Source organism: Kribbella pratensis (assembly GCF_004366075.1).
GTDB classification, from domain to species: domain Bacteria; phylum Actinomycetota; class Actinomycetes; order Propionibacteriales; family Kribbellaceae; genus Kribbella; species Kribbella pratensis.
In genome coordinates this window covers 769,170-792,723 of sequence record NZ_SODU01000003.1, presented here as the reverse complement: position 1 = coordinate 792,723, position 23,554 = coordinate 769,170, and the positions used below count along the sequence as shown (strand labels likewise).

Genomic DNA, 23,554 nt, shown 5'->3' with positions numbered 1-23,554 from the left:
ATGAGTGAAACCGCGCTGCGGGACCTGCTGGATCAGCGCATCGCAGTTCTCGACGGTGCCTGGGGCACGATGCTCCAGGGCGCCAAGCTGCGGACGGCCGACTTCCAGGGCGATCGCTTCGGGAACCACACGCACGACGTGACCGGCGACCCGGACGTGCTGAACCTGACCCGGCCGGACCTGATCCTCGACGTCCACCGGCAGTACCTGGCGGCCGGCGCGGACATCACCACCACGAACACCTTCACCGCGACGAGCATCGGCCAGGCCGACTACGGCCTGCAGGAGCACGTCCGCGAGATGAACGTCGCCGGCGCGCGGCTGGCCCGCCAGGCGGCCGACGAGTTCGGCGGCAGGTTCGTCGCCGGTTCGATCGGCCCGCTGAACGTCACCCTGTCGCTGAGCCCGCGCGTCGAGGACCCGTCGTACCGCGCCGTGTCCTTCCAGCAGGTGAAGGACGCGTACGCCGAGCAGATCGCGGCGCTCGCCGAGGGCGGCGTCGACCTGCTGCTGATCGAGACGATCTTCGACACCCTGAACGCCAAGGCCGCCGTCGCCGCGGCCCGCGAGGTCGCGCCGCAGCTGCCGCTGTGGATCTCGGTGACGATCGTCGACCTGAGCGGCCGGACGCTGTCGGGGCAGACCGTCGAGGCGTTCTGGAGCTCGGTCGAGCACGCCGACCCGCTCGTCGTCGGCGTCAACTGCTCCCTCGGCGCCGCCCAGCTGCGCCCGCACGTGGCCGACCTGGCCCGGTTCGCAGGCACGTACGTCGCCTCACACCCGAACGCCGGCCTCCCGAACGCGTTCGGCGGGTACGACGAGACTCCCGAGGAGACGTCGGCGCTGCTGCGGGAGTTCGCCGAGTCCGGACTGGTCAACATCGTCGGCGGCTGTTGCGGTACGACGCCTGCCCACATCAAGCAGATCGCGGCCGCCGTGGATCAGCTGCAGCCGCGCACCGTCGTACCGACCGATCACACCACGCGGTTCTCCGGGCTCGAGCCGTTCAAGATCGGCGCCGACACCGGGTTCGTGATGATCGGCGAGCGGACCAATGTCACCGGGTCGGCGAAGTTCCGCCGGCTGATCGAGAGCGACAACCACCAGGCCGCGGTCGACGTGGCGCTGGAGCAGGTGCGCGGCGGCGCGAACCTGCTGGACGTGAACATGGACGCCGACCTGCTCGACAGCGAGCAGGCGATGACCACGTTCCTGAACCTGATCGCGACCGAACCCGAGGTGGCCCGGATCCCGATCATGATCGACAGCTCGAAGTGGTCGGTGCTCGAGGCCGGCCTGAAGTGCGTGCAGGGCAAGGGCGTCGTCAACTCGATCAGCCTGAAGGAGGGCGAGGAGGAGTTTCTCGACCGCGCCCGCCGGATCATGTCGTACGGCGCCGGCGCGGTCGTGATGGCGTTCGACGAGCAGGGCCAGGCCGACACGGTCGAGCGCAAGGTGGCGATCTGCGGCCGGGCCTACGACCTGCTGACCGGTATCGGTTTCCCGGCCGAGGACATCATCTTCGACCCGAACGTGCTCGCGGTCGCGACCGGTATGTCCGAGCACAACGGCTACGCGAAGAACTTCATCGACGCGCTGCCGCTGATCAAAGAACGCTGTCCCGGCGTCCACATCAGCGGTGGTATCTCGAACCTGTCCTTCTCGTTCCGCGGCAACGACATCGTCCGCGAGGCGATGCACTCCGCGTTCCTGTACCACGCGGGCAAGGCCGGTCTGGACATGGGAATCGTGAACGCGGGCCAGCTCGCGGTCTACGAGGACATCCCGAAGGACCTGCTGGAGCTGGTCGAGGACGTCATCTTCGACCGCCGCGACGACGCCACGGACCGGCTGGTCGCGTTCGCCGAGAACGTGAAGGGCAAGGGCAAGCAGCGCGAGGTGGACCTGACCTGGCGTGAGGGCACGGTCGAGGAGCGGCTGTCGCACGCGCTCGTGCACGGCATCGTCGACTTCATCGAGGAGGACACCGAGGAGGCCCGGCAGAAGCTGCCGCGGCCGCTGGAAGTGATCGAAGGCCCGTTGATGGACGGCATGAAGGTCGTCGGCGACCTGTTCGGCGCCGGCAAGATGTTCCTGCCGCAGGTGGTGAAGAGCGCCCGCGTCATGAAGCGCTCGGTCGCCTACCTGGAGCCGTTCATGGAGGCGGAGAAGGAGCAGGCCCGGCTCGAGGGTCGCGCCGAGGCCGTCCGCGGGCAGGGCAAGGTGGTGCTCGCGACCGTGAAGGGCGACGTCCACGACATCGGCAAGAACATCGTCGGTGTGGTGCTCGGCTGCAACAACTACGAGGTGATCGACCTCGGCGTGATGGTGCCGGCGGCAAGGATCCTCGACACCGCGGTGGCCGAGGGCGCGGACGCCGTCGGCCTGTCCGGGCTGATCACGCCGTCGCTGGACGAGATGGTGTCGGTGGCCGAGGAGATGCAGCGGCGCGGGCTGAAGCTCCCGTTGCTGATCGGTGGCGCGACGACCTCGAAGCAGCACACGGCCGTCCGGATCGCGCCAGCGTACGAGAACACCACTGTCCACGTGCTGGACGCCTCGCGGGTCGTTGGTGTGGTGTCCGACCTGCTCGACTCCGATCGCGCCGTAGAGCTTGCCAAGAGCAACAGTGTCGAGCAGGAGCGGTTGCGTGAGCAGCACGCGAACAAGCAGCGCGCACCGATGCTGACGCTGGCCGAGGCGCGGGCGAACAAGGAACAGGTCGAGTACGGCGAGCTTCCGGTGCCGGAGTTCACCGGTCTGCGGTACGTGTCGCCGTCGATCGAGACGCTGCGCGAGATGATCGACTGGCAGTTCCTCTTCCTGGCCTGGGAGATGAAGGGGAAGTACCCGGCGATCCTCGACCAGCCGGTCGCGCGGGAGCTGTTCGACGACGCGAACACGTTGCTGGACGAGATCATCGCGAACGGATCCTTCACCGCCGAGGGTGTGTACGCGTTCTGGCCGGCGCACAGCGAAGGTGACGACATCGTCCTGGACGGACTGGACCGGTCGTTCCCGATGCTGCGGCAGCAGACTGCGAAGCCGGCCGGGCGGGACAACCGCTGCCTCGCCGATTACATCGCGCCGTCCGGTGATCATCTCGGCGGGTTCGGGGTCGCGATCCACGGCGCGGAGGCGCTGGCGAAGTCGTACGAGGAACGCAACGACGACTACCGGGCGATCATGGTGAAGGCGCTGGCCGACCGGCTGGCGGAGGCGTTCGCGGAGTGGATCCACCTTCAGGCGCGGCGGGCGTGGTTCGAGCCCGACGCACAGCCGGTGCTGGAGGACCTGCACGCGGAGCGGTTCCGCGGCATCCGGCCGGCCCTCGGGTACCCGGCGAGCCCGGACCACAGCGAGAAGCGGGACCTGTTCGAGCTGCTCGCGGCGGAGAAGATCGGCCTCGGGCTGACCGAGTCGTTCGCGATGACGCCGGCCGCGGCGGTGAGCGGTCTGATCTTCGCGCACCCGGCGTCGCGCTACTTCAGTGTCGGCCGCCTCGGGCGCGATCAGATCGAGGACTACGCCGTACGGCGGAATCTCCCGGTCGCTGAGGTCGAACGCTGGCTCCGGCCGAACCTGGCGTACGACCCGGAGTGACCGGGGCCAGGGCAGGATCCTCCACGAGCCGACGCAGCTGTGGGTCGATCCGCTCCGACGCCCTTTGGACGGCCGTGGCCGCGAGCGACGGGTCGCCCTTCGCGACGGCCTCGGCGAAGCCTCTGCGCAGGGCGGCCTCGGCCGAGAACGTGTCGGACGGCGACAGTTCGTCGGTGCCCGGCAGCAGCTTGAGGATCTCGCCGAACCGTTCCTCGGGTTTCGTCGCGATCAACGCCTCGGAGAGGGCGGCGTAGTCCTCAGGTCCGACCGGAGCGCCCGGGCCCTGCTGGCGGACGATCTCTGTCATCAGTTCCCGTGCTGCCGCTGCCGCCGCCGGGTTCCGGCCGGCGAAGGCGAAGTCCTGCACCTCGCCGACGGGGACGAACTTTCCGGATTCGGTCTTCGGCCAGAGTTCGGGCAGTCGTTCCTGGGTCCAGACGTCGGCCAGCCCGTCGTCCAGGTCGGCCTCCTGCGCGTGGAGCCCGCCGATGTTGTCGAACAGCGGGCTGCTCAGCCCAGCCGACTGCGACATCGTGTGCCCGGTGGCCCGGACCAGCCGTTCCGCATCGCCGCGCTTGGGCTCCCCAGCGCCGTACCGGCGGACCGTGTCGGCCAGCTCCTCCGGCAGGAACAGCGGGCTGTCGTTCGACCGGAGCGAATGGACCGCGTTCATCGGCTCGCGATCGTTCGGCCGGACGACGAAGTCGATGCCGCGCCAGCGGACGACCCGATTGGTGGTCTCGCTGACGGCTTCGACGATCGACTCTCCCCAGGAGACGCACGGATCGTCTGTCCTGACCAGACCAGTGGCCACAGCGCGTTCTCCTTCGTGAGAGAAGCCGAACGACGCAAGCGTAGGGGCGTGGCGGGTTCATTTACCCTGGCGGCATGACTGTGCGACCCGCTGTTGCTGAAGATGCCGATGCGGTGGCCGCGATCTGGTACGCCGGTTGGCAGGACGGCCACCTGGGACATGTGCCCGGCGAACTGGTCGCGTACCGGACCAAGGAGTCGTTCTGGACCCGGGCCGCGCAACGGGTCGCGGACACCACGGTCGCCGTCGTCGATGACGAGATCGCCGGCTTCGTCATGGTGGTGGGGGCCGAGGTCGAGCAGGTGTACGTCGCACGCGAACACAGGGGATCGGGCGTCGCAGGGACGCTGCTCACCGAAGCCGAGCGGCAGGTGAAGGCAGCAGGTCATCAGGAAGCCTGGCTGGCCGTGGTGACCGGCAACGCGCGGGCGCGCCGGTTCTACGAACGCAGCGGCTGGACCGACGGCGGCCCGTTCGACTATCCGGCGCCGGTCGAACGCGGAACGTTGCCGATCCCGTGCCACCGGTACGTGAAGCAGGTCTAGCGAACGCAGGATTCCCCTGAAGTTGCGGCGTGCGGCAGGTACATCGGGTCCGGATGGAGTTAGCGTGCCTTCGCAAGCAATTCCAGTTCTTGGAGGGGTCCCCATGGCATTCCGTTCCTGGCGCCGGCCGTCCCGCCGCATGGTTCTGACCAGCGTCGCCGCGGTCGCGATGACATCGGTCGTCGGCGGAGTCGCGTACTCGGCCGGCGCCGCGACGCAGCAGCCGGCGATCCAGACGTCGACACCGCACAGCGAGAAGCAGGTCACCAACATCGACGTACTGCGTCAGCAGTTGCGCAACTACTACGGCGACCCGCTCGGCTCCGGCAACTTCGCGGCGGACAGCAACTACGCGAAGGAAGCGACGAAGGTCGCCGCCGCAGGCACGCACTGGATCTCGGCGACGCACCACACCGCCAAGACCAAGGCGATCCTGCTCGACGTCGACGACACGTCGCTGGCCACCTGGAACTACGAGATCGCCAGCAACTGGGCGTACAACCCGGCCACCAACGCGGAGTACGTGCTGAACCAGCGGTTCCCGGCCGTTCCCGGCATGGTCGACATGGTGAAGACGGCCGAGCGTGAGGGGTACGCGATCTTCTTCCTGACCGGCCGTGGCGCCGCGCAGGAGCAGGCGACGCTGGGCAACCTCACCGCGGACGGTGTCGGCGTCGACGCCGGGTACCCGAAGCCGACGACGCTGAGCAACGGCGAAGACGGCCTGTTCACGAAGCCGGCCGTCGCCAACTACCCGGACTACCTCAAGCAGGCCTGCGCAGGCGACCCGAACGGATCGTGTACGACGATCCACTACAAGTCGGCGACCCGCGCGCACATCGAGTCGCTCGGGTACGACATCGTCGCGAACTTCGGCGACCAGTTCTCCGACCTCAAGGGCGGTTTCGCCGACCGCACCTTCAAGCTCCCGAACCCGAACTACTATCTGCCCTGATCTCTGGGTAAAGCGCCGTACAGCAAGGCTCGCAGGGCGTCGGTCAAGGCCGGCTCGAACTCCATCCGGATCGCGCTCAGCGCCGGATCGGTCTCGTAGGCCGCCAGGATCGCCGGCACCGGATGGGAGTGGGTCCAGATCGCGCCCGCGAGCAGGCTCGCGGCGGCGATGAACCGACCCGCTCCCTCCGGGCCGAGCTCCGGTAGTACGCCGACGACCACCCCGATCAACCGTTCGAACGCGACCATTGCCGCGCGTTTGAACGTGAGTGCCGTTTCGGTCGTGATGTTCCGCTCCAGCACGGCAGCCTGCGTACTGATGAGGTCGCAGAGCACCGGCCGCTTCGCCAGCGTGCCGACGATGGTCGTGACGAGCCGGTCGGCCCGCTCGTCGGTCGACTCGGGTGTCTGGTCCGACAGAACGGTCGCCAGATCCTGCACCCAGGCCGACAGTTCGCTGCTCGACAGTTCGAGCAGGACGGCCTCGCGGGAGTCGAAGTAGTTCAGCACGTTCGACTTCGCCAGACCGACGCGGCGACTCAGCTCGTTCAGGCTGAGGTCCGCGACCGGCATCTCGGCCAGCATCGCGGCCGCGGTCGCGAGGATCGCCCGCCGCCGCTCGGCCCGCTGCTCCGGTCTGCGCGCGCGCTGGAAAGTCATGCCCACAGTCTACAGACCAGCGGTCTGTTGTTATCGGACCGTCGGTCTGATAACGTTGAAGCCATAACAGACCACCAGTCTTTTATGGAGTGTGGAGCATGTACGAAGTCCCCGACCAGACCGGCAAGCTCGCCGTCGTCACCGGCGCCAACAGCGGGACCGGCAAGGAGGCCGCCAAGCGGCTGGCGGCCGCGGGTGCGCGGGTCGTGCTGGCGGTCCGGACGCCCGCCAAGGGCGAGGCGGCGAAGGCCGAGATCCTCGCCGCGCATCCGGGCGCCCAGCTCGAGGTACGGCGGATCGACCTGGCCGACCTGGCCTCGGTCCGGGAGTTCGCCGAGCAGTTGACCGCCGACGAGCCGCATCTGGACCTGCTCGTGAACAACGCGGGTGTGATGAATCCGCCCGACCGGATGCTCACCAAGGACGGCTTCGAGTTGCAGTTCGGCTCGAACTACCTCGGCCCGTTCGCGCTCACGGTCCGCCTGCTGCCGTTGATCCTGGCCGCCCCGGCGCCACGGGTCGCGACGATGGCCAGCGGTGCGGCGAACTTCGGCCGGATCCACTTCGACGACCTGCAGTGGGAGCGTCGCTACCGGTCGACGGCGGCGTACTCGCAGTCGAAGCTCGCCGACCTGATGCTGAGCAATCAGCTTGCACGCCTGTCGACCGAGAACGGCTGGGGACTGGTCAGCGTCGCGGCCCATCCCGGCTTCACGAACACCAATCTGCAGACCACCGGCCCGACCCTCGGTCGCGACGAGCTGCCGCTGGCGACGCGATTGCTGTACCGCTTGCTCCCGCTGCCTACGCAGGAGGTCGAGACCGGCACCGAGCCGCTGTTGTTCGCCGCGGCCGACCCAGCTGCCGAGCACGGTGCGTACTACGGCCCGTCCGGACGCTTCGGCCTCGTCGGCCCCACCGCGTTGGTCAAGCCGCCCAAGGCGGCGCTCGATGCCGAGGCCGGCGCCCGGCTGTGGACGGTCTCAGAAGGACTGACGGGGGTCTCGCTGCCGTCTATCCTGCGCAAATGAGCGAGTGGTCGAGTGGTGGGATCTACGAGTCGTACGTGGGCCGCTGGAGCCGCCTCGTCGCGCCGGAGTTCGTCGGCTGGCTGGAGCAGGCGGCCGGACTGCGCTGGCTCGACGTCGGCTGCGGTACCGGCGCGCTGACCAGCACGATCCTTCGTACGGCGGATCCGGCATCCGTGCTCGGTGTCGACCCGTCCGAGGGCTTCATCGGCTATGCGCGAGAGGCCGTCAACGATCCGCGGGCGGCGTTCGAGGTCCGGTCCGCGGCCGAGCTTCCGGACGGCCCGTACGACGTGGTCGTCGCCGGGCTGGTGCTCAACTTCATCCCTGAGCGGGTCGAGGCGCTCCGCCGGATGCGCGAGATCGGTACGACGGTCGCGGTCTACGTCTGGGACTACGCCGGCGGCATGCAGCTGATGCGGTACTTCTTCGACGCGATGGCCGACGTACGCCCGCAGGACCGGGACCACGACGAAGGGCGCCGGTTCCCGTTCTGTACGCCGGAAGGCCTCGAGGGGCTGTTCCGTGAGGCCGGGTTCGGTGAGGTGCGGACGCGCGAGATCGTCGTACCGACGGAGTTCGCGTCGTTCGACGACTACTGGGGACCGTTCCTGGGCGGGCAGGGCGTGGCGCCGGCGTACCTGCGCAGCCTGGATCCGGCGGATCAGGAGGCGCTGCGGGACGCCGTACGGGCGCGGCTGCCGATCGGGGCCGACGGGTCCATCAAGCTCACGGCGCGGGCGTGGGCGGCTGCCGGCTGAGCTGGTCGTCCCGGCGCGAACATCCGCACATCATGTCAAGACTGCGCGTTCGACTCCGTCGTACCTGTGAGAGGAGAGCGCCGATGAAGTTTCTACTGATCCTGCAGGGTGATGGTGAGCCACGCCTGCAGCGCGACGAGTTCGAGCGAGTCGCCCACGACGCCGGCGAGCTGGTCGGCGGCGAGCTGCTCGCGGACGCCCAACTGTCCGTCCGGCTGCCCGACCGCGAGCCGACCAAGATCGACGGGTACTACGTGATCGACGTGGAGAACCGCGACCGCGCCGTCGAGCTCGCGCGCCTGCTACCGGACGCGCAAGCCGCCGGCCGCTCGGTCGAGATCCGCGCAGTCATGCACCCCGCCGCCGTGGATTTCTAGCCTTCTGGTCGCCCTCGCCCGCGAGCCGTAGGAATTCGCTGGTGTCCGGCGTGCAGCCGGACCATGATGGGTCGCATGTCTGCTCAGGCTGCTGCCGCTTACTGATCGTTACCGCGCCCCGATGACTCCTGGCGCGTCCGATCAAGCCCGTCCGGAGGACGGGCCCCGCAGCGTGCAGTCCTTCAGTCTTGGAGCCAGCCTTCCCATGACTTCTCAGTCATCGTGGGTCGAGGTCGCGTGTGACGAGTCGGGGTTCTCCGGAACCAACCTGCTCGACCCCACCTCACCCGTCATCACCCATGCCAGTGTCGATCTCGCCGTACCGGCGGCCGCCGACGTGATCGACGTACTGCGAGACCGTCTGCGCCGCCGGACGGAGTACAAGTCCAACCAACTCCTGCGGCCCGAGCAGCGGCCCGCGCTCGAGTGGTTGCTCACCACGCTGCGTGGACATGCGCACGTCCTCACCATCGACAAGACCGCGTACGTCGCCGCGCGGGTGTTCGAGCTGTTCACCGAGGAGCCGTCGTACGGTGCCGGGACCAGTCTCGGCACGGACCACGCGGAGGTGGCCGCGGCACTGCGACACCGGACCGGGTTCCTGGCGGCGTTCGTGGACCTGACTCGGACGAAGCGCGTGCGGTTGATGGATCACGCGGCGGTGGACCGGTTCTTCGCGACGATGCCGGCCGACTTGCCTGCGCTGCGTGCGGTGACCCGGCCTCGCGTCGAAGAGATGATGCAACGGCTGATCGACGAGGATCCGGAGCTCCCGCCGCCACTGGAGCCGCTGGTGCCGGCACTCGCCGAGACGCTGCTGTACTGGAGCGCCGGCGGTCGTTCGGTCGCCGTGGTGCACGACGAGCAGAGCGCCTTGACGCCGGGCCGCGTGGCACGCCTGGGCGCGTTCCTCGCCTCCCGCGTTGAGCCGGCGCCGTTGCGGTCGTTCGTGCAGGTCGACTCCAAGCACGACCCGCGAGTGCAGGTGGCCGATTTCCTGGCCGGCATCGCGCGCCGTCGTACGCCGGATCTCGTGGAGCTGTTGGAGCCCTACACCTGCGCGGCGACGAACTCGTCCCAGGTGTGAGTGCCGATGTCGGCGCCGGTGAGGGTGAGGTTGCCGCCCGCGCGGTACACCTTGCCCGCCTTGCCGGGAACACGGATCGGCAGCGACAACCGGTGCTTGCCGGTCGCCCGTAGGTAGTCGCGAGCCAGCTCAGACAGGCTGTAAACCTTGGGCCCGACCAGGTCGGGGACGAGGCCCTGCGGTTCACCGAGCGCGAGCTCGGCGAGCCGTTCGGCCACGTCCCGGCCGTCGACCGGCTGGAAGCGGATGCCGCCGGGCATCGGGAGCACAGGCAGTTTCGCCATGGCCCGCGCGGTGTTCCAGGCGAAGTCGTGCAGCTGGGCGACGCGCAGTACGGTCGACGGCACCGAGGATTCGCGGACGGCCTGCTCGGCGCCGAGCTTCGACTTGAAGTACGTCAGCGGCAGCTGGTCGACCGCTGTCACCGAGATGTGCACCAGATGACCGACCTTCGCCTGCTCGGCCGCCTTGACCAGGTTGCGGGTGCCGAGGTCGTCACCCTTCGGACCGCCGGCCAGGTGCAGGATCACGTCGACACCGTCCACGGCGCGGTCCAGGCCCTCGCCGTTCAGGAGATCGACGGCCAGGTACTCGACGCCGTCGCCGCGATCACCCGCGTGCCGGCTCAGCACGCGTACCTTGCTGCCGGCCGCCTGGAGCAGCGGCACCACCTGACGGCCGATCGTTCCCGTACCGCCTGTCACCAGGATCGTGCTCATGAGCTTTGCTCCGTTCTCGTCTGTGTGTTCTGCAGCGCTGACGGAGCCCGGTGAGCGAGTGTGACTCGATGTGATCTGGAATACATCCAGGCAAAATGTCGAGGGCCTGTCGGTGCCTCCGACGTCCGGGGTGCACGGGCGCAGTACGGCGTACCGGCACGACACAGGAGGTTCTGTAATGAAGTACGTGGTCCTGATCCACTCCAACATGCAGCCGTGGGGTCACCCGACGATCGACTTCACCGAGGTCGGCCGGGCGATCCCGGCGGACGAGCGGGCCGCGATGGGCAAGGAGTTCGACGAGCTGCTGGCCGAGCTGTCCGCGTCCGGCGAGCTGGTCAGCGGCCTGGCGTTGGACGCACCATCAACCGCGCGGACCTACCGCTGGGAAGGCAAGCGCCCGGTCAGCACCGACGGGCCGTACGCCGAGTCCAAGGAGCAGCTCGCCGGCTTCTTCGTCCTGGACTGCGCCACCCGCGCCCGGGCCGAGGAGCTCGCCGCCAAGTTCGCCGGCCCCGGCGACATCATCGAGCTCCGCCCGGAAATGGAGTTCTGAAGGCGATTCCGGACAGTAACGAGCGAGTGTGACGCAACTGGCGATCCGGAGTGACGTACACCGTACCGCCGGAGCGGAGGCTCCCATATTCTGTGGGACTTACCGAGAGTCAGGAGTGTGCCGTGACCACTGTCTTGCTGATGGGCCCTCCTGGGGCCGGTAAGGGTACGCATGCGGGCCACCTGGCCGCTCACCTCGGTGTGCCTGTCATCTCCACCGGTGACCTGTTCCGCCGCAACATCGCGGACGGCACCGAGCTCGGCAAGACGGCGCAGGGTTACCTCGACGCGGGCGAGTACGTGCCCGACGAGGTCACCAACGCGATGGTCCGCGACCGCCTCGCGGACGCCGAGGCCCGTCCGGGATTCGTCCTGGACGGGTACCCGCGCACGCTCGACCAGGCCCGCGTCCTGGACGAGATCCTCGGTGCGCAAGGCCGTTCGCTGGACGCAGCCCTGGTCCTGCAGGTCGAGGCCGAAACCCTCGTCGACCGGCTGCTCCGGCGCGCCGAGATCGAGCACCGCTCGGACGACACCGAGGAAGTCATCCGCCGCCGCTTCGAGGTCTACCACGAGCAGACCGCGCCGCTGATCCACTTCTACTCCGGCCGCGGCATCCACCACGAGGTCGACGCATCGGACGACATCGATACCGTCCGCACCCGCGTCTGGCAGGTCGCCGTACAACTCAAGCCGGCTGCGTAATCAGCTGCGCCAGGTGGGGGCTATCGAACTGCGGTAGCGGCGGCCGAAGAGGCCGAGGACGACCGTGATGACGGGTTTGGGGATGTTGTCGGTGATGGCCGCGGACTCCGCGGGGGTGGCGCCGTCGAGGGCCCAGGCGAAGAACGTGCCACCCTGGACCGGGCCGACCTTGGCGAACTCGCGGCCCATCGCCTTCAGCTCGGGCGAACCGACGTTGGCCTGGTAGACGGGCTCGATCTCCGCCTCCTCGTGTTCGAGGTGCTCAACGGTGACCCGTTGCAGCTCCTGAAGCGCAGCGCGTGCTGTGGCCGCGTCGTCCGCGCTCGCGGAGTTCCGCAGCGCACCCATCGCGGTCCGCGAGGCAGCGAGTGCGCCTGCCATCGTGTCGTGCTCGGCATCCAGTTGTGCCAAGAGTTCCGGGCTCACGCCGAGTTTCTGCAACGCCGGCCACGCAATCTCGTGCTCACCCTCGTGATGCCGGGTGAGCTGGCTGTCGAGGTTCTGCCAGGCCGCGGCCAGCTGCGCCGCGCGCGTGCGGTCCCCGTCCGGGAACCGCTCCAATGCGCTCAGGAATCGACCCAGGTCCCGCCGAACGGCGGCATGGATCGCCTTGTTCATGCTCATCTGCGCCATGGCCCGGAGTATCCGTCCGGGAACAACCGTTGACCAGAGCAAGTTGATGCTGAATATGCATGGTGAGTACAAGGTCCCGGGCGGAAAGCTCGTCGTGGCCGACCTCGACGTGGTCGACGAGCACGTCCGCAACGCGCAGATCTCCGGCGACTTCTTCCTCGAGCCGGACGACGCCCTCGAACGGATCAACGGGGCCTTGGCAGGTCTGCAAGTGGCGACTTCCGCGGCTCAGATCGCCGCGCGGGTGCGAGGTGCGCTCGGCGACGGGGTCGAGATGCTCGGGTTCTCGCCCGAGGCGGTAGCTGTCGCCGTACGGCGTGCGTTGACCGGCGCGACCGGTTGGCGTGACCACGAGTGGCAGTTCGTGCACGACGTACCGCGGGATCCGGCGCTGCAGATGGCGCTCGACGAGGTGCTGACCGAGCAGGTCGGGTCGGGGGAGCGCCCGCCGACGCTGCGGGTCTGGGAGTGGGCGTCCAACGCGGTCATCATCGGCAGCTTCCAGTCGCTGCGGAACGAGGTCGACCTGGACGGCGCGGCCCGTCACGACGTCACCGTCGTACGGCGGATCAGCGGCGGCGGCGCGATGTTCGTCGAGCCGGGCAACACGATCACGTACTCGCTGTACGTCCCGGAATCACTGGTATCGGGCCTGTCGTTCGTCGAGTCGTACGCGTTCCTCGACGACTGGGTCATTGGTGCGCTCAACGATCTCGGCATCGCGGCGACGTACCAGCCGATCAACGACATCACGTCGCCGGCCGGAAAGATCGCGGGCGCCGCGCAGAAGCGGTTCGCGGGCGGCGCCGTCCTCCATCATGTGACGATGGCCTACGACATGGACGCCGGCAAGATGGTCGAGGTACTGCGGATCGGCCGGGAGAAGCTGTCCGACAAGGGCACCAAGAGCGCGAACAAGCGCGTCGACCCGTTGCGCAGCCAAACCGGTCTCGACCGCGCGGACGTGATCGAGCGGATGGCCGGCACGTTCCGGAACCGCTACGGCCTGTCGACCGGCACGATCTCGCCGGAAACCGTCGCGCTGGCCGAGGAGCGGGTCGCGGCGAAGTTCGGCACCGAGGAGTGGCTCACGCGGGTGCCGTGATCGGTACGGCGTTACCGCTCACCCGCACGCGGTTGTCGTCCGGGCTGAGCTCGACCGTGATGAGGCTGGGCCGTCCGAGATCGTCGCCTTGGTGCAGGGTGATCGTGGGTTGCGCTTCGCCGATTTCCCGCAGATAGGCGCCGAACGCGGCCGCTGCGGCACCCGTTGCCGGGTCCTCGACGACACCACCGACGGGGAACGGGTCGCGCACGTGAAAGACGGTCGGTGATTCCCGCCAGACGAGTTGCAGTGTGGTGAGGTCGCGCTCGAGCATGTACGCGAGGAGGCGGTCGAAGTCGTAGTCGAGCGCGGCGAGTCGTTGCCGGGTCGCCGTACTCAGGACGAGATGCCGTGCCCCGGCGTACGCGATCCTCGGCGGCAACGCGGGGTCGAGGTCGTCGGGTGACCAGCTGAGGATGTCGAGTACGTCGGTCAGGTTGCCGGCATCCTCTGTGGACGGCTCGACGCTGGTGAGCGTTGCGCGCAGGTCGTCGTCGACCGTGACCGGGACGATGCCGGCCGCCGTACTGAAGACGATCTCGCCAGGGCCGTTGCGCTCAGCCAGGGCGACGGCGGTCGCGACCGTGGCGTGTCCGCAGAACGGGACCTCCGCCTTGGGGGAGAAGTACCGCACCGGGCGCGCGCCGCTCGCATCCGGTTCGTCGGTGAACGCGGTCTCGGAGTACCCGACCTCGGCCGCGATCGCCTGCATCGTGGCGTCGTCGAGGCCGCGGGAGTCGAGCACCACACCGGCCGGATTGCCTCCGGCCGGATCGGACGTGAAGGCCGCGTAGCGGAGAACGGTCACCATCTGCTCATCCAATCATCGCGTCCAGTCCAGCTGCGCCTCCGGGATCGCCAGGCCGCGCCCGAACTCCTTCGCCTCCTCGCGCGCCGCGTCGTCACCCCGCCGGTACCGGAACACGCGTCCCGGGAAGATCACGAAGATCTCGTGCTCGTCATGAAAGTCGGCGTACCACCCCGGACTGTCGAGCACGCCGGCCAGCACCTCGGCCAAGTCCTCCCCACGCTCGACCTCGAACTCCAGCAACGACCACACCGCCGGCTGCCCGACCGACGTACCACTGACCGCCTGCCGACTGACCTTCGTCACAGTCAGCGGCACACCATCCAGCTCGGTCCCGACCTTCAAACTCTCCAGAATCAACACACCGTCATACACGCCAGCGACCGTACGCGGAGGCACCGACAATTGCGGGTATGGACATCGGGTACGTCATTTTGTACGTCGGGGATCTGGCGGCGTCGGTGGGGTTCTACCGGGATGTGGTGGGGCTTGCGTACAAGTTCACGGATGCGGGGTATGCGGAGTTCGACGCGGGCGGGGTGCGGTTCGCGTTGTACGAACGGCGGCGGGCGGAGTGGTTGACCGGGCGGGCGGTGACGCCGGGCGCCGGTGGCGAAGTGGTGGTGATGGTGCCGGACGTGGATGCGTACGCCGAGCGGCTGCGTGCGGCCGGCGTACCGGTGCTGAGTGGGCCGGCGGACCGTCCGTGGGGACACCGGACGGTCCACGTCGCCGACCCGGACGGGTTCGTCGTCGAGTTCGCGGAGGAGATCCCGCGGGCTCGTGGGCGGCTCTAGTTCAGCGGTAGTGGATCAGCGATGGTGCCAGCGGCGGCGGGACACGCCGCTGATCATGACGATCCAGAACATGCCCCAGAGCAGCCAGGGAGCGGTGAGTGCGACCGAGGTGATCACGAGGCCGATCATCAGCACCGGCGCGAGCATCAGGAACGGCGGCGGCGGACCCGGCCGGCGACGGAGGTCGGCCGGTCCCGGCACGACCTGCAGTTGCGTCGAGTTCGGCAGATCGTCGAACAACGGCTCGAGATCGTCCGAGTACCGCGCCCGCGTCACCACCTCGCTCCGCTCCTCGAACTCGGCCTGCGTCAACCGCCCGGCCACGAAGTGGTCGCTCAGCAACGAAACGGCCTGGTCGCGCTCGGCGTCACCGATCCGCACCCGTTTCCGAGGTACGTCGACCCGCGCAGCCTCCGGTGGCCGGTCCCAGCCGACCTGGTTCCACGTGCGACCGCGCCAGTCGCCGGCGGACTCGTCGTACCAGCCCGGACCACTCCAGCCCGGCCCGCTCCAACCGTGCCGCCTGCCGGGACCGCCTCGGCGTCGGCGGTCCCGGTCGGCGGAGCTCATGAACGGTCCTGCTGGTCCGTGGCGTCGTCCTCCTCGGCGAGGATGCCGTACAGCTTCCGGCGCAGGTCGGCGACCGCGTCGCGCGCCCTCGCCTGCTGCTCCGGCGTACCACTCGCGAGAATCTGCCACATCGCCGTCGCGACCTGCCCGAGGAGTGGCTTGAACCCGTTCTCGTCGTCACCCGACGGCGCGCTCATCGCCTCCCACGGCGCGGACACCTCGTCCTGGTGCTCGGCGACGTACGCACGGCCCTCATCGGTCAACTGGAACGTCCGCCGCCCGACGGCCGCGTCCGCCGTCACCAGACCCTCGTCCTCGAGCTGCTGCAGCGTCGGGTAGATCGAGCCCGGGCTCGGCTTCCACACGCCGCCGCTGCGCTCGGCGATCTCCTGGATGATGCCGTAGCCGTTCATCGGCTGCTCGGCGAGGACGGCGAGAATCGCTGCCCGTACGTCGCCGCGGCGCGCCTTCGGGCCCCGCCAGCGTGGCGGCGGTCCCCAGGGCGGCCCGAACATCTGCCCGCCCCCGAACATGCTCCACGGCGGCCCGAAGTGCTGCTGGTGACTGCGCCCCTGGTGCCCGCGGTGGCCGCTCATCGCCGCGCGCAACTCGTCCTTGATGTCGTCGAAGGTTGAACAGTGCCGCGCGAACTGCGCCCAAGGCCAGCCCGCGGCGTACGCCGATCCGGTCATCTGGACCACCCGTCCCTCACGAAAGTGATTGCGATAGTTCGACGATATATCGCGAACCATCGCAACCCAAGAGACTCACGCGGTGAACTTCAGGTCCTTCGCCACGGCGGTCAGGACGACGGAGTTGTCCACGACAGTGATGCCGGTGAGCTGGGCGCCGAACGGCAACTCGGGGATCGTGATGCCGCTGGCGAGCTGGCTGCGGATCGCGCTCTGCACGAACGACGGAACCGAATCGGGCAACTCCCCGAGCGTCAGCGCGACCCGCCCGTCCTTCACCTGCGGCGTGATCGGTGCGTCGATGCTGATGCCGCGCACCGTCGCCTTCGCCTGCAGTTGACCGTTGACGACCGACATCGACAATCCCTGGAGCCCGGTACTTCGGACCGCGAGCCGAGCCAGCTCACGCGGCGACAACTGCAGCCGCAGATCGGTCGCGTCGACCGTCACCGCACCGGACTGCTGCGTCAGCAGCGACCGCGGCACGTGTACGTTCTGCAGCTCGACCTTCAGATCTTCACTTGGTATGCCGGAGAACGTCGGCTTCTCCATCGTCAGCGTGACCTTGGAGAAGTTCTCTTTGACCAGCTGCGGCAGGAACCCGAAGCCGCCGATCTTCACCGAGGTGCCGGCCGAGCGTACGTCGTACTGCCTGGCCTCCTTGTCGGCCATCGACGCGAGCTGGTTCTCGGCCACGTACGCCGCGGCGCGGTCGACGACGATCGCCAGGACCGCCAGCACCACCAGTGTGACGACGAGGCGGCGCAACCACCGGCGCGGTCTCCTAGAGCTCATCCCTGCCCTTTCCGATCATTTCCCGGAGCGCGTCGGCGGCCGGCGTGGGTTTGATGCCGAAGGCAACAGTTGCCGCGGTCGAGTCGATGACGAACGGCCGCTGCCACTGGTACAGCATCTCCACCATCTCCCGCGCGGCCGGGTCGACGAGTCCCGCAAGCCGCAGTACCAAGGTAGGCATCGACGCAACCTTCACCGGCGGCGCACCTGCCAGTTCGGCGGCACGGGTCGCCAGATCGCGCACCGACAACGGCTCCGGCGTCGGAACGTGCCAGGCCCGTCCCCACGCGCTCTCGTCGTCGGCCACCGCGATCAGCAGCCGCGCGACATCACCGACGTACGTCCAGCTGTGCGGTACGTCGAGATCGCCCGGCATCATGCCGCGATTGCCGGCGATCACCTTGGGCAACACCGTCACACTGAACGGTGACACCGCGCCCGCGCCCAGGTAGTCGGACCCGCGCACCTCCGCGGTCCGGATCCGCCCCGCCTGATGCGCGGCCAGTGCGGCGGCCCAGACCTTCGCCCGCACCTGCCCCTTCACGGTGTTCGGCAGCAACGGAAGGTCCTCGCTCATCGGCCCGTCCACCGCACCGTACCCGTACAGATTGCCGGTGCTCACCAGCACCGCTCCGGACGCCTCGGCGGCCGCGACCAGAGCCGCACCGAGCCGCGGCCATTCGGTAGCCCACTTGTTGTACGCCGGGCCTGCGCACGAGTAGATCGCCGTCGCGCCCGTGACGTAGTCCGTCAGACCGTTCTTGGCGTCCGCGGCAACCCGCTCCACCCCGTCCGGCCCGCTTCCGGACCTCGTGATCACTCGGACCTGCTCACCCCGCGCCACCAACAGCCGGGCGACCACACTCCCCACGGCCCCAGCTCCGACGACAACCTGCACGCCTTACCCCTTTGACTCGACGAAGCCCTCAGTATCCCGGGGCTGTCGGGTCGTTCAGGACGGCAGCCCGCTGCGCAGGCGAAGCTCGTCGCGGATCACGGGTGGCACAGGCAGCCGGTACTTCTCCAGGGCCCTCGCGTAGGCCCGCAGTGACAGCGCCAGCCGTCCGGTGTCGCTGCGTGCGTTCTCGCCCTGACGCCGCGGGCCGCCCCGCGCTACGCGCTCGGCGGCGCGGGCGGACACGACCTCGGCGAACAGGTGGGAGAGATCGTCGTTCATGACCGAACGGCGGCCGACATCGGCAAGTACGGAAGTTGGCCTGAACATCGGCATCGCCTCATAGGACCCGCGGGTTCCCGACACGCCGCCTGGTATGTCATCGCTCCGGAATACTGCCAGTCTATCCGCACTGGCAATGGGTGGAGGCTGGGAAAGGGATGTTCCTGCTGCAGATGTCGGGCGTGCCAGGGTCTGGGAAGTCCACCCTCGCCGCTCATGTCGTCGACACGTTCGGTGCGGTTGCCATCGACTACGACGTGATTCTGACCGCTGTTCTCGACGGAGGCGTCGAGGTCGCCGGTTGTTCCAAGGCGGCGTACGAGGTCCTGTACGCCGTCACTCGCAGCGTGCTCGCCCAGGGGCGCTCCGTGGTCGTCGACAGTCCCTGCTTCTGGCCGCGGATCCTCACCGAAGGCATGGACATCGCGCGAGCGCACAATGCGACGTACAGATACATCGAGTGCCAGGTGCATGATCTGAAGGTGGTCGACGAGCGCCTCAGGCAGCGGCCGCAGCTGCGAAGCCAGCGTCGCGGCGTGTCCACTCCACCGGTCGACCTCGGCGACCAGCCGGATGACGGGGCGGCGCTGTTTCGCACGTGGTTGGACCGCGTCCAACGTCCCGCGGACAACTACCTCCTGTTGGACATGCACCGCCCGCTGTCCGACGTACTGCCCGAGGTCGACCTCTACCTGAAGGCCTAGTCCGGACGTCCTTTCAGTCGACGACCCACCGCACGCTCGACCTCCCGGGCCGCCTCGCGTTCGGCGAGCGTATGCCGCTTGTCCCAGGTCTTCTTGCCCCGCGCCAGGACGATCTCCACCTTCGCGCGACCGTCCTTGAAATACAGGCTCACCGGGACGATCGTCAGCCCACCCTCGTTGACCTTGCGCTCGATCTTGTCGATCTGAGCCCGATGCAGCAGCAACTTCCGCTTGCGCCGCGACCCGCCGTTGAACCAGCGAGACTGCGAGTACTGCGGGATGTGCACCCCGTGCAACCAGATCTCCCGCTCCTCGACCATGGCGAACCCGCCAACCAGCGAAGCCCGCCCAGCCCGAAGCGCCTTCACCTCAGGCCCCTGCAACACAATCCCCGCTTCCCACCCCTCACCCAGGTGATAGTCATGCGCAGCCTTCCGATTCCGCGCAACAACCGGCTCCACCTCAGACTTCTTCACAACCCAATTCTCCTCTAGCGGGCCTTACTCGCCGCGCTGTGGGTTGCCCTGGCGCCCGGCCTGCTTGCCGGCCTGCTTGGCGCCGCTCGAAGGTGCCCTGCTCCCGAACGCGGTCTCGCTGAGCGGCCGCGAACCGGACAGCGGTGTCTGGCCGTCGAAGGCGTGCGCGATGGCGCGGTTCGCGTCCAGGACAGGGTTGCGCTGGTGCGCCTTCCCGCCACTGCCGACCTGTGCCGCACCGAATCGGTCAAGCTGCGGGAGGCTCTGGTTGGCCGAACGCCCCAGGCGCATCGCCGTCTGCTGGTAGGCGTTGTTCTCGCCACCGTGACGAGGACCGATCGCGATGACGTCGCGTGCATTGGTCCCGCCGGCGTTCCGGCCGGGGATCTCGCGGAACGTCAGGCGATGGTTGGGTTTCCCGGTGCCGTCGCCGATCTTGGACACGACAATGTCCCGCCCGTCACCCAGACCTCGGTGCGCTCCGAGCACATGGTGACCGTTCGACGCTCCGGTCTCGAGATCCTGCAACTCCCGGAGGACGCCCTTGTAGAGGGTGCGGTTCGCGTTGTGCGCAGGCGACTTGTCGTCGGGATATTGCTCGGCTTCCGCGGCAGCCGCGTCGCGCATTCGGCTGAGGTCCTGAACGGCGCCGTCGCTGAGCAGGACCTGGAACGGCCGTTCTGGCTGGTTCTCAGCCATCGCCCGTGGCGCGTTCCTGTCGGATCTCTTCGAGCATCTGCTGGGTGAACGGGTCGTCCTTGGCCCACTCCTCCACGCTGAACGGGGTGCTGCCCGGTGTCGGCGTCGAATCGTAGGTGCGGACGGTCGGGTCGTCGATCACGCCCGGCGGCGGCTCGTCGTCACCGCGCATGGTGCGGTACTGCTGCGTCGACATCACCACCAGCAAAGGGTCGGTCCCTGTGCCTGCGAGTACCGGAGGGCCGAAGGTCCCGCGGCGGATCGCCTCGACCATCTCCGGCAGTTGCCGACCGAGCACCTCGGGACCGACCACGGTCCGGTACTTGCCGAGGGTGTCCGCACCGCCAAGATCGTCGTACTGGTCGTAGCTCGCGATAACAGCCTCGGGAACCCCACCGTCGCCGAATGCGAAAGCATGGGTCTCACCGTGCGTGAATCGCTCCATCACGCCGGCGATGTCAGCAGCAACGTCGGCAACCGAGGGCAAATCAGAGTACGGCGACACAGACATGCAATCCAGCGTACGGCTCCACCGGGTCCGACGCAGCGCTGCCGCCCGCCGTCCGACTTCCGATGACACCCTTCTATTCCCACGGTGTTCCCATGCTGAACTACTGAGCCGTTCCGGTTTGTCGGGCGGTCTAGCGCACGCGGGCTGGAGTTTTCTCGTGTCGGGCGACGTGGAGCTGGACGCGGTGGTGCAGGTCGTCGCGTCCGACGATGCGGTGCAGGTCGTGGCTGGTCTGTTCGGCTGCGGCTTGGACCGTGCCGAGGTCGGCGGTCGGTTCGATCGTGAGGTTCAGTTCGGCGACGAGCTGCCCCCGATCGGAGACCATGCGTCCACTGGAGCTGCGCACGCCGGCGGTCTGAGTCAGTCTGTCTCCAGCCGCCGTGGCGGCGGCCTTCGCATCGGCGGTGAGCAGCCCGGTGTGGTCGCTGCCCGCCAACTGCAGTCGGCGGACACCGCGGCTGCGGAAGTGCCTGATCAGCCAGATCAGGCCGATCAGCACCAGGAGCACTCCGGCAGCCCCTGTTGCCCAGGGCCACCACGCGGTCCGGGTGGCGTCGGCTAGCCAGCTGAACCGCAAGCGCTCAGGTGCGTCGGGGATGAGGTCGAATCGCCATCCGAGGCCGCCGGCACCAGCCGCGACGAGCCCGACGCCGAGAACGAATGCGACCACCCGATCCACCGCGATCACTCCACGTCCCATCTCAGTCCTCCTCGACGACGCGCCTGCGGATCCGTGGCGGTGGTGACAAGATCGCGAGCCGTTCACGCACAGTGGTGTCCACGTCGGTGGCGACCCGGTCGGTGTCGCCAGTGGCCCGGACGGTGAGCCGCACCGTCCTCCGCCGGGACTTGGCCGTGGCCGAGACGACGGAGTCCACCGACTCCGCGGATTCGGCGGCCAGGCGGGCGATATCGCGGCGCCGGATCCAGACGCCGTCCCGCCCGACGGCAGAGTGGGTGACGCGGCGCGGTTTCAATGCCGCGACCAAGAAGTACAGGCCGACGACCACGGCGATGATGCCGGCCGGGATCATCCAGCCACCTGGTTGGATCGTCTCGAGTCTGCCGGCCAGCCATTCGGTCCACGATGGTCCGCGCACCGCGCCGGCGGCCTGCAGAGCGTCATGGACGCCGACGACGCCGATTGCGACGGTGGCAACCGCGGCCAGGATCCCGACCGGCGCGACGGCGGCCGTGCCGGTCGGCCGTTTGGCGGTTTCGTTGCTCATGTCACGTCCTCGTCCCCGGCACCGGTCGCCGCTTGTGCCGGCGCGTCGGCCGCGACGGCCACGATGCCAACCGCTACCGAATCGACGACCAGCCCGGTCAGCTCGGAGACTTGTTCGGCGACCTGCGAGCGGACAGCAGCAGCGGTCTGGGGCAGCGGCCGCCCCCAGCGCACGGCGACCTCCACATCCAGCCGGACATGTTGACCTGCCACCTTCGCAGTCGCGTTGGGTAGGCCGCTGCCGAAGGTGGCGGGCTGCCGCACCACCTCGTCCACCCGCCGAGCGGCAACCTGGGCGATACGTTCCACTACTCGGGAACCGATCTCCAAATGGCCCCGCCGGCCGCTGTCGGCAGTCGGGTTCGGAACACGATCGCCTGGTGGTGCGCCCGTTGCTGCCGGCGGAGCCGCCGATTCCGACGTACTCATGTCAGTGGATGTGTCAGCCACGCCTGCGGCGCGACATCAGGTCGTCGAACGACTTCGAACCGCCGTCGGCGAACAGGCCGACGGCGAAACCGGCCGCACCCAGAACCAGTGCGAGCAGGAAACCGATGAACCCGCCGGCTGCGGCCGCGACCGCGACCAGCAGCCCGGCGAACAGGCCAATAACAGGGATGCTCATGAATTCTCCTTCCGGACGTGCCCAGCGCCTGACCGGCGCATCACTGGCGGCCCGGCAACCGACGGGTCACCGCCAGGCCGGGAGTCATCTGCATGCCGCTGCACGAGGTCTTCGACCGTCACATAGACCGGTAGGTCGACCAACGGTTCGACCGCGGATCGGACGGCGTCGCCGGTGGCACGCACGGGGTAGTCCAGATAGAGCGTGACGTGGACCTCGACCCGCCGATCTGAGACCCGGACACCGGTAACCCGGCCGCCGGGAAGGTAGGTCCCGATCTCGCCGAACATCCCACCGTGCAGGTCTGCCACACCCGGCACCGACCGGGCCGCGGTGGCGATCCGCCCGGACAGCTCGGATGCCTCGGCAGGGGTCACTGGACCCGGCGCTCCACCACGGCCTCGGCCTCGCCGGTGTCGTCCTCGTCGTCCTCGTCGAGGTGGATGTCGTTGACGGCGATGTTCACCTCGGTGACCTCCAGCCCTGTCATCCGCTCGACCGCGTCGATCACGTTACGCCGGATGCCTTGGGCGAGGTCGGCGATGCTGACGCCGTACTCCACCACGATCGCGAGATCGATTGCGGCCTGGGTCTCTCCGACCTCGACCCCGACGCCCTGGGACATGTTGGTCCGCGATCCCGGGATCCGTTCCCGCAGCATCCCCATCGCGCGCGCCGTACCGCCGCCGAGATTGTGTACCCCGGTCACCTCGCGGGTCGCGATCCCGGCGATCTTCGACACCACGGTGTCCGCGATCGTCGTCATGCCCTGCTCGCTGCTCAGTGCTCCGCTGCCGCCGGCACCGACTGCCCTGCCACCGGACGCCTTCACGGCCTCGGTGCCGGCCTTGGTCTCGGTCATCAGCTGGCCTTCTTCCTGTCTTTCCCGATGTCGCCTCATCAGGTTGGACGAGGCGGCCGGCCGA

32 protein-coding genes are annotated in these 23,554 nt (G+C 68.5%); 12 read left to right on the top strand and 20 right to left on the bottom strand.

Annotated features, from left to right (window positions below; all coding sequences use genetic code 11):
* Positions 1–3,603, top strand: coding sequence for a methionine synthase (gene metH, locus EV137_RS27975; protein WP_134131387.1), 3,603 nt, complete (start codon positions 1–3; stop codon positions 3,601–3,603).
* Here metH and EV137_RS27970 read toward each other — a convergent pair.
* Positions 3,488–4,417, bottom strand: coding sequence for a hypothetical protein (locus EV137_RS27970; RefSeq protein WP_134131386.1), 930 nt, complete (start codon positions 4,415–4,417; stop codon positions 3,488–3,490). The two genes, metH and EV137_RS27970, sit on opposite strands and share 116 nt — an antisense overlap.
* Positions 4,418–4,491: 74 nt before the next feature.
* Here EV137_RS27970 and EV137_RS27965 point away from each other — a divergent pair, with 74 nt between their 5' ends.
* Positions 4,492–4,962, top strand: a complete 471-nt coding sequence (locus EV137_RS27965) for a GNAT family N-acetyltransferase (RefSeq protein ID WP_134006145.1) — start codon at positions 4,492–4,494, stop codon at positions 4,960–4,962.
* Between the two features lie 103 nt (positions 4,963–5,065).
* Positions 5,066–5,917 (top strand): HAD family acid phosphatase, encoded by an 852-nt coding sequence (locus tag EV137_RS27960; RefSeq protein WP_134006147.1) that lies wholly within the window; start codon positions 5,066–5,068, stop codon positions 5,915–5,917.
* Here EV137_RS27960 and EV137_RS27955 read toward each other — a convergent pair.
* Positions 5,905–6,576: a TetR/AcrR family transcriptional regulator gene (locus EV137_RS27955; protein WP_134131385.1), complete on the bottom strand. Its 672-nt coding sequence runs from the start codon at positions 6,574–6,576 to the stop codon at positions 5,905–5,907. The two genes, EV137_RS27960 and EV137_RS27955, sit on opposite strands and share 13 nt — an antisense overlap.
* A gap of 98 nt (positions 6,577–6,674) precedes the next feature.
* Between EV137_RS27955 and EV137_RS27950 the strand changes: the two genes are divergently transcribed.
* From EV137_RS27950 to EV137_RS27935, 4 genes are all read left to right on the top strand, one after another.
* The gene (locus EV137_RS27950; RefSeq protein WP_134131384.1) at positions 6,675–7,607 is read left to right on the top strand and encodes an SDR family oxidoreductase; all 933 of its coding nucleotides are present in this window, start codon (positions 6,675–6,677) and stop codon (positions 7,605–7,607) included.
* A complete protein-coding gene (locus EV137_RS27945) occupies positions 7,604–8,365 on the top strand; it encodes a class I SAM-dependent methyltransferase (protein WP_134131383.1) in 762 nt (253 codons plus the stop codon). Before EV137_RS27950 ends, EV137_RS27945 begins: the two co-directional genes overlap by 4 nt.
* 83 nt (positions 8,366–8,448) lie before the next feature.
* Positions 8,449–8,742: a YciI family protein gene (locus tag EV137_RS27940; RefSeq protein ID WP_134006155.1), complete on the top strand. Its 294-nt coding sequence runs from the start codon at positions 8,449–8,451 to the stop codon at positions 8,740–8,742.
* A 205-nt stretch (positions 8,743–8,947) separates the two neighbouring features.
* The gene (locus EV137_RS27935; protein ID WP_134131382.1) at positions 8,948–9,829 is read left to right on the top strand and encodes a DUF3800 domain-containing protein; all 882 of its coding nucleotides are present in this window, start codon (positions 8,948–8,950) and stop codon (positions 9,827–9,829) included.
* Here EV137_RS27935 and EV137_RS27930 read toward each other — a convergent pair.
* The gene (locus EV137_RS27930) at positions 9,793–10,548 is read right to left on the bottom strand and encodes an SDR family oxidoreductase (RefSeq protein ID WP_134131381.1); all 756 of its coding nucleotides are present in this window, start codon (positions 10,546–10,548) and stop codon (positions 9,793–9,795) included. The genes EV137_RS27935 and EV137_RS27930 overlap by 37 nt on opposite strands.
* Before the next feature lie 178 nt (positions 10,549–10,726).
* Here EV137_RS27930 and EV137_RS27925 point away from each other — a divergent pair, with 178 nt between their 5' ends.
* The gene (locus tag EV137_RS27925) at positions 10,727–11,104 is read left to right on the top strand and encodes a YciI family protein (protein ID WP_134006161.1); all 378 of its coding nucleotides are present in this window, start codon (positions 10,727–10,729) and stop codon (positions 11,102–11,104) included.
* A 122-nt stretch (positions 11,105–11,226) separates the two neighbouring features.
* Positions 11,227–11,808 carry an adenylate kinase gene (locus EV137_RS27920; protein WP_238175595.1) on the top strand — a complete coding sequence of 194 codons (582 nt, stop codon included), beginning with the start codon at positions 11,227–11,229 and terminating at the stop codon, positions 11,806–11,808.
* Here the strand turns inward: EV137_RS27920 and EV137_RS27915 are convergent, their stop codons facing one another.
* Positions 11,809–12,441 carry a hemerythrin domain-containing protein gene (locus tag EV137_RS27915; RefSeq protein ID WP_134131380.1) on the bottom strand — a complete coding sequence of 211 codons (633 nt, stop codon included), beginning with the start codon at positions 12,439–12,441 and terminating at the stop codon, positions 11,809–11,811.
* Positions 12,442–12,487: 46 nt separating this feature from the next.
* On the opposite strand from EV137_RS27915, the gene lplAB reads away from it, so the two are divergent.
* Positions 12,488–13,546 carry a lipoate-protein ligase LplAB gene (gene lplAB, locus EV137_RS27910; protein WP_311136384.1) on the top strand — a complete coding sequence of 353 codons (1,059 nt, stop codon included), beginning with the start codon at positions 12,488–12,490 and terminating at the stop codon, positions 13,544–13,546.
* On the opposite strand, the gene EV137_RS27905 is transcribed toward lplAB, so the two are convergent.
* Positions 13,530–14,357, bottom strand: a complete 828-nt coding sequence (locus EV137_RS27905) for a PhzF family protein (RefSeq protein WP_134131379.1) — start codon at positions 14,355–14,357, stop codon at positions 13,530–13,532. The genes lplAB and EV137_RS27905 overlap by 17 nt on opposite strands.
* Before the next feature lie 12 nt (positions 14,358–14,369).
* On the bottom strand, positions 14,370–14,729 hold the full coding sequence (locus tag EV137_RS27900) for a hypothetical protein (RefSeq protein ID WP_134006167.1): 360 nt from the start codon (positions 14,727–14,729) through the stop codon (positions 14,370–14,372).
* A gap of 38 nt (positions 14,730–14,767) precedes the next feature.
* Between EV137_RS27900 and EV137_RS27895 the strand changes: the two genes are divergently transcribed.
* Entirely contained in the window at positions 14,768–15,151 is a 384-nt protein-coding gene (locus tag EV137_RS27895) for a VOC family protein (RefSeq protein ID WP_134131378.1), read from the top strand.
* Positions 15,152–15,166: 15 nt separating this feature from the next.
* Here EV137_RS27895 and EV137_RS27890 read toward each other — a convergent pair whose 3' ends face one another.
* The 5 genes from EV137_RS27890 to EV137_RS27870 all read right to left on the bottom strand — a co-directional run bounded on the left by EV137_RS27890 (position 15,167) and on the right by EV137_RS27870 (position 18,385).
* Entirely contained in the window at positions 15,167–15,721 is a 555-nt protein-coding gene (locus EV137_RS27890; protein ID WP_134131377.1) for a DUF1707 SHOCT-like domain-containing protein, read from the bottom strand.
* The gene (locus EV137_RS27885) at positions 15,718–16,413 is read right to left on the bottom strand and encodes a PadR family transcriptional regulator (protein WP_134006173.1); all 696 of its coding nucleotides are present in this window, start codon (positions 16,411–16,413) and stop codon (positions 15,718–15,720) included. The genes EV137_RS27890 and EV137_RS27885 overlap by 4 nt, the downstream gene beginning before the upstream one ends.
* Before the next feature lie 75 nt (positions 16,414–16,488).
* Complete coding sequence (locus EV137_RS27880) at positions 16,489–17,208, bottom strand: LmeA family phospholipid-binding protein (protein ID WP_134006175.1); 720 nt, start codon at positions 17,206–17,208, stop codon at positions 16,489–16,491.
* On the bottom strand, positions 17,198–18,106 hold the full coding sequence (locus EV137_RS27875) for an NAD-dependent epimerase/dehydratase family protein (protein WP_134131376.1): 909 nt from the start codon (positions 18,104–18,106) through the stop codon (positions 17,198–17,200). Before EV137_RS27875 ends, EV137_RS27880 begins: the two co-directional genes overlap by 11 nt.
* A gap of 54 nt (positions 18,107–18,160) precedes the next feature.
* Positions 18,161–18,385, bottom strand: coding sequence for a hypothetical protein (locus EV137_RS27870; protein WP_134006179.1), 225 nt, complete (start codon positions 18,383–18,385; stop codon positions 18,161–18,163).
* Between the two features lie 158 nt (positions 18,386–18,543).
* Between EV137_RS27870 and EV137_RS27865 the strand changes: the two genes are divergently transcribed.
* Entirely contained in the window at positions 18,544–19,089 is a 546-nt protein-coding gene (locus EV137_RS27865; protein WP_134131374.1) for a P-loop nucleotide/nucleoside kinase family protein, read from the top strand.
* On the opposite strand, the gene smpB is transcribed toward EV137_RS27865, so the two are convergent.
* The 9 genes from smpB to EV137_RS27820 all read right to left on the bottom strand — a co-directional run bounded on the left by smpB (position 19,086) and on the right by EV137_RS27820 (position 23,490).
* Positions 19,086–19,565, bottom strand: coding sequence for an SsrA-binding protein SmpB (smpB, locus tag EV137_RS27860; protein ID WP_134131373.1), 480 nt, complete (start codon positions 19,563–19,565; stop codon positions 19,086–19,088). The genes EV137_RS27865 and smpB overlap by 4 nt on opposite strands.
* Positions 19,566–19,589: 24 nt before the next feature.
* The gene (locus tag EV137_RS27855) at positions 19,590–20,264 is read right to left on the bottom strand and encodes a hypothetical protein (RefSeq protein WP_134131372.1); all 675 of its coding nucleotides are present in this window, start codon (positions 20,262–20,264) and stop codon (positions 19,590–19,592) included.
* A complete protein-coding gene (locus EV137_RS27850) occupies positions 20,257–20,775 on the bottom strand; it encodes a hypothetical protein (RefSeq protein ID WP_134131371.1) in 519 nt (172 codons plus the stop codon). Before EV137_RS27850 ends, EV137_RS27855 begins: the two co-directional genes overlap by 8 nt.
* 130 nt (positions 20,776–20,905) lie before the next feature.
* Positions 20,906–21,475: an Asp23/Gls24 family envelope stress response protein gene (locus tag EV137_RS27845; RefSeq protein ID WP_134006185.1), complete on the bottom strand. Its 570-nt coding sequence runs from the start codon at positions 21,473–21,475 to the stop codon at positions 20,906–20,908.
* Position 21,476: 1 nt separating this feature from the next.
* Positions 21,477–22,004: a DUF6286 domain-containing protein gene (locus tag EV137_RS27840; RefSeq protein WP_134006187.1), complete on the bottom strand. Its 528-nt coding sequence runs from the start codon at positions 22,002–22,004 to the stop codon at positions 21,477–21,479.
* Positions 22,001–22,432, bottom strand: coding sequence for an Asp23/Gls24 family envelope stress response protein (locus EV137_RS27835; RefSeq protein WP_134006189.1), 432 nt, complete (start codon positions 22,430–22,432; stop codon positions 22,001–22,003). The genes EV137_RS27840 and EV137_RS27835 overlap by 4 nt, the downstream gene beginning before the upstream one ends.
* Before the next feature lie 13 nt (positions 22,433–22,445).
* Positions 22,446–22,628 (bottom strand): hypothetical protein, encoded by a 183-nt coding sequence (locus EV137_RS27830; protein WP_133782675.1) that lies wholly within the window; start codon positions 22,626–22,628, stop codon positions 22,446–22,448.
* Entirely contained in the window at positions 22,625–23,005 is a 381-nt protein-coding gene (locus EV137_RS27825; protein ID WP_202871179.1) for an Asp23/Gls24 family envelope stress response protein, read from the bottom strand. Before EV137_RS27825 ends, EV137_RS27830 begins: the two co-directional genes overlap by 4 nt.
* Positions 23,002–23,490 carry an Asp23/Gls24 family envelope stress response protein gene (locus EV137_RS27820; protein WP_134006191.1) on the bottom strand — a complete coding sequence of 163 codons (489 nt, stop codon included), beginning with the start codon at positions 23,488–23,490 and terminating at the stop codon, positions 23,002–23,004. The genes EV137_RS27825 and EV137_RS27820 overlap by 4 nt, the downstream gene beginning before the upstream one ends.
* Positions 23,491–23,554: the final 64 nt, after the last annotated feature.

Coding starts and splice junctions, on each gene's coding strand:
- EV137_RS27915 (WP_134131380.1), bottom strand. CDS start 12,441: ATGGCGCAGATGAGCATGAACAAGGCGATCCATGCCGCCGTTCGGCGG.
- EV137_RS27935 (WP_134131382.1), top strand. CDS start 8,948: ATGACTTCTCAGTCATCGTGGGTCGAGGTCGCGTGTGACGAGTCGGGG.
- EV137_RS27895 (WP_134131378.1), top strand. CDS start 14,768: ATGGACATCGGGTACGTCATTTTGTACGTCGGGGATCTGGCGGCGTCG.
- EV137_RS27930 (WP_134131381.1), bottom strand. CDS start 10,548: ATGAGCACGATCCTGGTGACAGGCGGTACGGGAACGATCGGCCGTCAG.
- EV137_RS27880 (WP_134006175.1), bottom strand. CDS start 17,208: ATGAGCTCTAGGAGACCGCGCCGGTGGTTGCGCCGCCTCGTCGTCACA.
- EV137_RS27855 (WP_134131372.1), bottom strand. CDS start 20,264: ATGGCTGAGAACCAGCCAGAACGGCCGTTCCAGGTCCTGCTCAGCGAC.
- EV137_RS27905 (WP_134131379.1), bottom strand. CDS start 14,357: ATGGTGACCGTTCTCCGCTACGCGGCCTTCACGTCCGATCCGGCCGGA.
- EV137_RS27890 (WP_134131377.1), bottom strand. CDS start 15,721: ATGAGCTCCGCCGACCGGGACCGCCGACGCCGAGGCGGTCCCGGCAGG.
- EV137_RS27885 (WP_134006173.1), bottom strand. CDS start 16,413: ATGACCGGATCGGCGTACGCCGCGGGCTGGCCTTGGGCGCAGTTCGCG.
- EV137_RS27940 (WP_134006155.1), top strand. CDS start 8,449: ATGAAGTTTCTACTGATCCTGCAGGGTGATGGTGAGCCACGCCTGCAG.
- EV137_RS27945 (WP_134131383.1), top strand. CDS start 7,604: ATGAGCGAGTGGTCGAGTGGTGGGATCTACGAGTCGTACGTGGGCCGC.
- EV137_RS27950 (WP_134131384.1), top strand. CDS start 6,675: ATGTACGAAGTCCCCGACCAGACCGGCAAGCTCGCCGTCGTCACCGGC.
- EV137_RS27960 (WP_134006147.1), top strand. CDS start 5,066: ATGGCATTCCGTTCCTGGCGCCGGCCGTCCCGCCGCATGGTTCTGACC.
- EV137_RS27865 (WP_134131374.1), top strand. CDS start 18,544: ATGTTCCTGCTGCAGATGTCGGGCGTGCCAGGGTCTGGGAAGTCCACC.
- EV137_RS27845 (WP_134006185.1), bottom strand. CDS start 21,475: ATGGGACGTGGAGTGATCGCGGTGGATCGGGTGGTCGCATTCGTTCTC.
- EV137_RS27840 (WP_134006187.1), bottom strand. CDS start 22,004: ATGAGCAACGAAACCGCCAAACGGCCGACCGGCACGGCCGCCGTCGCG.
- EV137_RS27820 (WP_134006191.1), bottom strand. CDS start 23,490: ATGACCGAGACCAAGGCCGGCACCGAGGCCGTGAAGGCGTCCGGTGGC.
- EV137_RS27870 (WP_134006179.1), bottom strand. CDS start 18,385: ATGAACGACGATCTCTCCCACCTGTTCGCCGAGGTCGTGTCCGCCCGC.
- EV137_RS27925 (WP_134006161.1), top strand. CDS start 10,727: ATGAAGTACGTGGTCCTGATCCACTCCAACATGCAGCCGTGGGGTCAC.
- lplAB (WP_311136384.1), top strand. CDS start 12,488: ATGCTGAATATGCATGGTGAGTACAAGGTCCCGGGCGGAAAGCTCGTC.
- EV137_RS27850 (WP_134131371.1), bottom strand. CDS start 20,775: ATGTCTGTGTCGCCGTACTCTGATTTGCCCTCGGTTGCCGACGTTGCT.
- EV137_RS27965 (WP_134006145.1), top strand. CDS start 4,492: ATGACTGTGCGACCCGCTGTTGCTGAAGATGCCGATGCGGTGGCCGCG.
- EV137_RS27830 (WP_133782675.1), bottom strand. CDS start 22,628: ATGAGCATCCCTGTTATTGGCCTGTTCGCCGGGCTGCTGGTCGCGGTC.
- EV137_RS27955 (WP_134131385.1), bottom strand. CDS start 6,576: ATGACTTTCCAGCGCGCGCGCAGACCGGAGCAGCGGGCCGAGCGGCGG.
- EV137_RS27835 (WP_134006189.1), bottom strand. CDS start 22,432: ATGAGTACGTCGGAATCGGCGGCTCCGCCGGCAGCAACGGGCGCACCA.
- metH (WP_134131387.1), top strand. CDS start 1: ATGAGTGAAACCGCGCTGCGGGACCTGCTGGATCAGCGCATCGCAGTT.